Raw genomic sequence first — 7,579 nt, forward strand, 5'->3', positions numbered from 1 at the left:
CCAGGCGCTGCAGGTCACTGCTAAATTACTCGACAGGACCTTACTGGAAGCCGCCGCGCTTGCACTGCATCAGGCTCAGTCAGTGCAGATTTATGGCGTAGCAGCCAGTGCCATTCTGGGGGAGTATTTACATTACAAACTCCTGCGTCTGGGTAAACCCGCACAATTGTTCAGCGATATGCACCGTGCTGCCATGAACGCCACAACGCTTAGTAAAAACACGCTCGTAGTGGCAATTTCCAGTTCAGGCTCCACGCGCGATCTGCTGCATGTTGTAAAGCTAGCGCGTAAGCAAGGTGTGCGCGTAGTGGCGCTGAGTAATACGCCGCGCAGCCCGTTAGCATCGCTTAGTGATATTCAACTGGTCGCAGCCAAACCAGAAGGTCCGTTGAGTGCCGGCGCGCTAAACGCCAAGGTGGGTGTGATGCTGTTGATAGAACTGCTCACCACATCGCTAATCGCACTGGATGAAAAGTACAGCGATGTAAGCCAGAAAACAGCCAGCGCGACCCTGCCGCTACTGCTTTAAAGACATAAAAAAACCCGCCGAAGCGGGTTTCTTAGAGTGTAAAGCGACAGTAATAAATTACTGACCTTTGATCTCTTTACGACCGTTGTACGGTGCTTTTTCACCCAGCGCTTCTTCGATACGAATCAGCTGGTTGTATTTAGCAACGCGGTCAGAACGGCTCATAGAACCCGTTTTGATCTGGCCTGCAGCAGTACCCACAGCCAGGTCAGCGATGGTAGCATCTTCAGTTTCACCGGAACGGTGAGAGATCACAGCTGTGTAGCCAGCGTCTTTCGCCATCTTGATTGCAGCCAGCGTTTCGGTCAGAGAACCGATCTGGTTGAATTTGATCAGGATGGAGTTAACGATGCCTTTTTCGATACCTTCTTTCAGGATCTTGGTGTTGGTTACGAACAGGTCGTCACCAACCAGCTGGATTTTGTCGCCCAATACTTTGGTCTGGTATGCAAAACCATCCCAGTCAGACTCGTCCAGACCGTCTTCGATAGAAACGATCGGATACTGTTTGGTCAGGTCTTCCAGGAAGTGAGTGAATTCTTCAGAGGTGAACGCTTTGTTGCCTTCGCCAGCCAGAACGTATTTACCGTCTTTGTAGAATTCAGATGCTGCGCAGTCCATCGCCAGAGTGATGTCTTTGCCCAGCTCGTAGCCAGCAGCTTTAACCGCTTCAGCAATGACAGCCAGCGCTTCAGCGTTGGAGCCCAGGTTCGGCGCATAGCCACCTTCGTCACCCACAGCAGTGTTCATGCCTTTCGCTTTCAGCACTTTAGCCAGGTTGTGGAACACTTCAGAACCCATACGTACGGCTTCTTTCAGGGTTTTCGCGCCAACTGGCTGAATCATGAATTCCTGGATGTCGACGTTGTTGTCAGCGTGCTCACCACCGTTGATGATGTTCATCATCGGAACCGGCATGGAGTATTTGCCCGGAGTACCATTCAGCTCAGCGATGTGCTCGTACAGCGGCATGCCTTTAGCAGCAGCAGCAGCTTTGGCGTTAGCCAGAGACACAGCCAGGATGGCGTTCGCGCCGAAGTTGGATTTGTTTTCAGTACCGTCCAGATCGATCATGATCTTGTCGATGCCAGCCTGATCTTTGGCATCTTTGCCAAGGATAGCCTGAGCGATCGGGCCGTTAACCGCGCCAACAGCTTTCAGTACGCCTTTACCCATGAAGCGGGCTTTGTCGCCATCGCGCAGTTCCAGCGCTTCGCGGGAGCCTGTAGAAGCACCTGACGGAGCTGCTGCCATACCGACGAAACCACCTTCCAGGTGTACTTCGGCTTCAACAGTCGGGTTACCACGGGAGTCGATGATTTCACGACCGATGACTTTAACGATTTTGGACATTAGGTTTTCCTCAGTACAAGTTAAACTAAAACTCCAGACAAACAACGCGTACCTTTGGTACGCGTTGCCGTTCTAACTTTTTTTACTTCTTACTTCGCCTGACGCTTCTGATGCTCGCTGGCGGCTTTCACAAAGCCAGCAAACAGCGGATGTCCATCACGTGGCGTGGAAGTAAATTCCGGATGGAACTGACAGGCCACGAACCACGGATGATTCGGTACCTCAATGATCTCGACCAACTGATCATCACCGGAACGGCCTGCAACACGCAGACCCGCAGCTTCAATCTGTTTCAACAGCATATTGTTGACTTCGTAACGATGGCGATGACGCTCAACAATAGTCGGCGTGCCGTACAACTGACGGACCAGACTATCGTCGCCAAGCTGACACTGCTGCGCGCCAAGACGCATGGTGCCACCCAGATCGCTCTTCTCAGTACGGACTTCAACGTTACCGTCTTCGTCACGCCATTCGGTAATCAGCGCCACAACCGGGTACTTACAGTCTGGCACAAATTCCGTCGAGTTGGCGTTGTCCATACCGGCGACATTACGCGCAAACTCAATCAACGCAACCTGCATACCCAGGCAAATGCCCAGATAAGGAATATTGTTCTCACGCGCATAGCGTGCAGTCGCGATCTTGCCTTCTACACCACGGTAGCCGAAGCCGCCAGGGATCAGGATAGCGTCCAAATCTTTCAGGATTTCGACACCGCGTGTTTCAACATCCTGCGAATCAATCAGCTTGATGTTGACGGTCACGCGATTTTTCAGACCGCCGTGTTTCAGCGCTTCAATCACGGATTTATAGGCATCCGGCAGTTCAATGTACTTGCCGACCATCCCAATCGTGACTTCGCCTGCCGGGTTCGCTTCTTCGTAAATTACCTGTTCCCATTCGGCCAGGTTAGCTTCCGGACACTCTAAGCTGAATCGTTTACAAATATAATCGTCCAGGCCCTGTGATTTCAACATTCCTGGAATTTTATAGATGGAATCGACATCTTTCAGAGAAATCACCGCTTTTTCCGGAACGTTACAGAACAATGCAATTTTCGCACGTTCGTTAGCCGGGACAGCGCGGTCAGAGCGGCAAATCAGGATATCTGGCTGGATACCGATAGAGAGCAGCTCTTTTACAGAGTGCTGCGTCGGTTTTGTTTTCACTTCACCTGCCGCTGCCATGTACGGAACCAGCGTCAGATGCATAAACAGTGTGTGTTCACGGCCAATTTCAACGGCCATCTGGCGAATCGCTTCAAGGAACGGCAGAGATTCGATATCACCAACGGTACCGCCGATTTCTACCAGCACAACGTCATGGCCTTCGCCGCCTTCCAGCACGCGTTCTTTAATGGCATTGGTGATGTGCGGGATAACCTGTACGGTCGCGCCGAGATAGTCGCCACGGCGCTCTTTGCGCAGAACGTCAGAGTAAATACGACCCGTGGTGAAGTTGTTGCGGCGGCTCATTTTGGTGCGAATGAAACGCTCGTAGTGACCCAGGTCCAGGTCGGTTTCAGCGCCGTCTTCAGTAACGAACACTTCCCCGTGTTGGATTGGGCTCATGGTGCCAGGATCGACGTTGATATACGGATCCAGTTTCATGATGGTCACGTTGAGGCCACGGGCTTCAAGAATGGCTGCGAGGGAGGCTGCGGCAATGCCTTTACCCAGAGAGGATACGACCCCGCCGGTCACAAAAATATAGTTCGTTGTCATGCTGAACCTGAGAAGTTAGGGTGAAACGATGGAATAACCAGGACGGGAAAGTAGTATACCCGAACATGACGTACGCCACAAACTTTCATTATCCCCTCTCCTTCGTTCTTCAAGCCGCACCGGTGTTGGCTTCCTTCACTCACCCCAGTCACATAGCATTTCTATGTTTCTGGGGATTCTTTCAGTCGCCGCCGTGTTGCGACTCGAATAACTCGAAGAAGCAGTATACACGGTGTCTCATCAACATAACGGGAAGAGAAAATAGCCTCTTTGAGGTAAATGTTTTTGACGCAAATCAAGCGCTTGTTATTTAAAAAATCACACAAAACGCCCTTGACCGCGCAATTCCCTTAGAGATCAATTTCCTGCCGTTTTACCTGTTGCCAGACTTCTTCCATCGTTTCCAGGTCAACACCGGTCATTTCCAGGCCGCGCGCCGCCACAATCCGTTCGACCTCACGAAAACGCCGCTCGAATTTTTCGTTGGCTTTTTGCAGAGCGGTCTCCGCTTTGGTGCCTAAATGACGGGCCATATTGACGGTGGCAAATAGCAAATCGCCCATTTCCTCTTCCAGTTTAGCCTGGTCGACCACGACCTGCCGGGCCTCGTGCATGACCTCGTCGATCTCTTCATACACCTTATCGACCACTGGTCCCAGCGTCGTCCAGTCAAAACCGACATTCGAACAGCGCTTCTGGATTTTCTGCGCCCGCATTAGCGCTGGTAAACTGCGCGGAATATCATCGAGGGCAGAATGCTGCGCTTTTTGCGCTCGTTCGCCGGTTTTGATTTGTTCCCAGCGGGCCAGCACTTCAGTGCTGTTGTTGGCCTGGGCATCCGCAAAAACGTGCGGGTGGCGACGCTCGAGTTTGTCACTGATGGCGGCACAAATATCATTGAAATCAAAACGCCCTTCTTCCTGGGCTATTTGTGCGTAAAACACGACCTGAAACAGCAGATCGCCCAGCTCACCGCGCAGATCGTCAAAATCCTCACGGGAAATCGCGTCGAGCACTTCGTAGGTTTCTTCAAGGGTGTAAGGGGCGAGCGTGGCGAAAGTCTGTTCGTTATCCCACGGACAGCCGGTTTTCGGGTCGCGCAGGCGTTGCATGATGCCAAGCAGGCGGTCAATTTGGGTCATTGGAACATCCTGAAAACACAGGCCCGATAAGCGAGGCGCCACCGGGCCTGGAAAGTAAAATTAATTGCCGTGCAAACGACGCGCGTCAATCACATCAGGTACCTGATTCAGCTTGCTGAGCACGCGTCCCAGCACCTGCAGGTTGTAGATTTCAATTGTCATATCGATAGTAGCAAGCTGTTGTTTGGTATCGCTACGACTGGCAACGCCCAGCACATTGACCTTCTCGTTCGCCAGAATCGTCGTGATATCACGCAGTAAACCGCTGCGATCGTTGGCCTGTACGCGCACTACCAGCGAGTATCCCGCCGAATAGCTTTCACCCCACACGGCGTCCACAAGGCGTTCCGGCGCATGCGCACGCAGTTCGACCAGTTGCTCACAGTCCGCCCGATGGACGGAAATCCCGCGGCCCTGGGTAATAAACCCAACAATCTCATCGCCTGGAATCGGCTGGCAGCAACGGGCAATGTGATGCATCAAATTACCTACGCCTTCCACAACAACACGCCCATCGTCTTTACGCCGGTTCTGCGGCGCATGCGTTTTCTGCTGAAGCTGTTTCAGCGCGGCGGCGTCTTCTTCGGCGGCGCTCGGTTTGTTGAACTGCGATTGCAGGAAGTTCACCATCTGGTTCAGACGGATATCGCCCCCGCCAATCGCCGCCAGCAGTTCCTCCAGCTCGTTGAAGTTGTAGCGCGGCAGCAGATGCTTTTCCGCTTCTTTCAGGCTGATCCCTAAATGCGACAGCTCGTCATCCAGAATCTGCCGTCCGGCAAGGATGTTCTTATCGCGGTCCTGTTTACGGAACCAGGCGTGGATTTTCGAGCGCCCACGGCTGGTCGTCACATAGCCCAGATTCGGATTCAGCCAGTCGCGGCTCGGGTTCGGCTGTTTCTGGGTGATGATTTCGATCTGATCGCCCATCTGCAACTGATAGGTAAACGGCACGATGCGCCCACCGATTTTTGCCCCAATACAACGGTGCCCCACATCACTGTGAATGTGATACGCAAAGTCGAGCGGCGTAGAGCCCGCGGGCAGATCCACAACATCGCCTTTCGGCGTAAAGACGTAGACCCGATCGTCAAACACCTGACTGCGCACTTCGTCGAGCATTTCGCCAGAGTCCGCCATCTCTTCCTGCCAGGCGATCAGCTTACGCAGCCAGGCAATGCGGTCCTCATGGCCGGAACGCGCCCCGCCTGCGGCTGCGCCTTCTTTATACTTCCAGTGCGCGGCGACGCCCAGCTCAGCGTCCTCATGCATTTGTTTAGTACGAATCTGGATCTCTACCGTTTTGCCGCCGGGCCCCAACACCACGGTGTGAATCGACTGATAGCCATTCGGTTTCGGGTTGGCGACATAGTCGTCAAACTCATCCGGCAGATGGCGATAGTGCGTGTGCACAATGCCCAGCGCGGCGTAGCAGTCCTGCAAGCGCTCGGCGACGATACGCACGGCGCGCACGTCAAACAGCTCATCAAATGCCAGATGCTTTTTCTGCATTTTTCGCCAGATGCTGTAGATGTGTTTCGGGCGTCCATACACTTCCGCCTTTACGCCTTCCGTTTTCATCTCTGAGCGCAAATGACTCACGAACTCTTCAATGTAGTGCTCACGATCGATACGCCGTTCATGCAGCAGTTTGGCAATACGTTTGTACTCGGCAGGATGCAGATAGCGGAAGCAATAATCTTCCAGTTCCCATTTCAGTTGACCGATACCTAATCGGTTCGCCAGCGGCGCATAGATGTTAGTACACTCTTTTGCCGCCAACACGCGCTCATCTTCCGGCGCGTCTTTCACCTCGCGCAGATGGGCGATTCGTTCAGCAAGTTTGATGACCACGCAGCGGAAATCGTCGACCATCGCCAGCAGCATGCGCCGCACGTTGTCGACCTGCTCGGAGGAGACGGAATCGGTATGGGTCGCTTTCAACTGGCGAATGGCTGCCATGTCACGCACGCCATGAATCAAATTGACGATAGACTTACCTACGCTTTCCTGCAGGGTATCTTCGCTAACGACATTGGCATCTGCCAGAGGGAACAGCAGCGCTGCCCGCAGCGTGTCGATATCCATACTTAGTGTCGAGAGGATTTCCACCATCTCCACGCCACGCCACAGCAGCAGTTCCGCATCCGGATGCCCCTGTGTCTGTTGCAGGCAATACGCCCAGGTTTCGGCTAAGCGTTCACATGACTGCTGGCTGGTGATCCCAAGACTTTCGATCCACTTTTTCGGGTCAAATTCCCCAGCTTTGTTTAGATGCGCACTTCTTACCGCAACCATTGTCCTCTCCTTAAGGGACGTGACCTGTCGAAGTCGACAAGTCGTGATTCATTATGAATGCTCAAACAATACCATCGATTCCAGGTGTCCCGTGTGGGGGAACATGTCAAGCATCGCCAGCCGTTGTATTTGATATCCTGCGCGTAATAACGCCTCACTATCCCGCGCCAGCGTGGCAGGATTACAGGATACATAAACAATGCGGCCAGGCTGCAATTTTATAATATGTTGCATCACGCCCGCAGCCCCTGCGCGCGCAGGGTCGAGCAAGATTTTATCAAAACCGTTTTTGGCCCACGGCTGTCGGGTGACATCCTCTTCAAGATTTTCATGAAAGAATGTCACATTGTGTAATCCATTTTGTTGTGCATTTTCACGCCCTTTTTCCACCAGCGCAGGCACGCCTTCCACCCCGACAACGCTTGCCGCCCGGGTTGCCAACGGGAGTGTGAAATTGCCCATCCCGCAGAAAAGATCCAGCACGCGATCGCCAGGCTGTACGTCCAGCCATTGCAGCGCGCTGGCCACCATTT

At 53.1% G+C, this 7,579-nt stretch carries 6 protein-coding genes; 1 reads left to right on the plus strand and 5 read right to left on the minus strand.

The features are described 5' to 3' along the window. A partial coding sequence (locus tag AB7E14_RS17200) for a MurR/RpiR family transcriptional regulator (protein WP_428169712.1) occupies positions 1–529 on the plus strand: 529 nt, incomplete at its 5' end. Between the two features lie 57 nt (positions 530–586). Here AB7E14_RS17200 and eno read toward each other — a convergent pair. The 5 genes from eno to rlmD form a co-directional block, all read right to left on the minus strand. After that, entirely contained in the window at positions 587–1,882 is a 1,296-nt protein-coding gene (gene eno / locus AB7E14_RS17205; RefSeq protein ID WP_042999518.1) for a phosphopyruvate hydratase, read from the minus strand. An 89-nt stretch (positions 1,883–1,971) separates the two neighbouring features. Continuing rightward, positions 1,972–3,609 (minus strand): glutamine hydrolyzing CTP synthase, encoded by a 1,638-nt coding sequence (pyrG, locus tag AB7E14_RS17210; protein ID WP_042999517.1) that lies wholly within the window; start codon positions 3,607–3,609, stop codon positions 1,972–1,974. Between the two features lie 350 nt (positions 3,610–3,959). After that, positions 3,960–4,751, minus strand: coding sequence for a nucleoside triphosphate pyrophosphohydrolase (gene mazG, locus AB7E14_RS17215; RefSeq protein ID WP_090048500.1), 792 nt, complete (start codon positions 4,749–4,751; stop codon positions 3,960–3,962). A 60-nt stretch (positions 4,752–4,811) separates the two neighbouring features. Continuing rightward, the gene (relA, locus tag AB7E14_RS17220) at positions 4,812–7,046 is read right to left on the minus strand and encodes a GTP diphosphokinase (protein ID WP_042999515.1); all 2,235 of its coding nucleotides are present in this window, start codon (positions 7,044–7,046) and stop codon (positions 4,812–4,814) included. A gap of 51 nt (positions 7,047–7,097) precedes the next feature. Then, positions 7,098–7,579 (minus strand): 23S rRNA (uracil(1939)-C(5))-methyltransferase RlmD (gene rlmD, locus AB7E14_RS17225; RefSeq protein WP_428169713.1); only part of this gene is annotated, 482 nt, incomplete at its 5' end.

The sequence above is a fragment of the Citrobacter sp. genome, assembly GCF_050252275.1.
GTDB classification, from domain to species: Bacteria; Pseudomonadota; Gammaproteobacteria; order Enterobacterales; family Enterobacteriaceae; genus Citrobacter_A; species Citrobacter_A amalonaticus.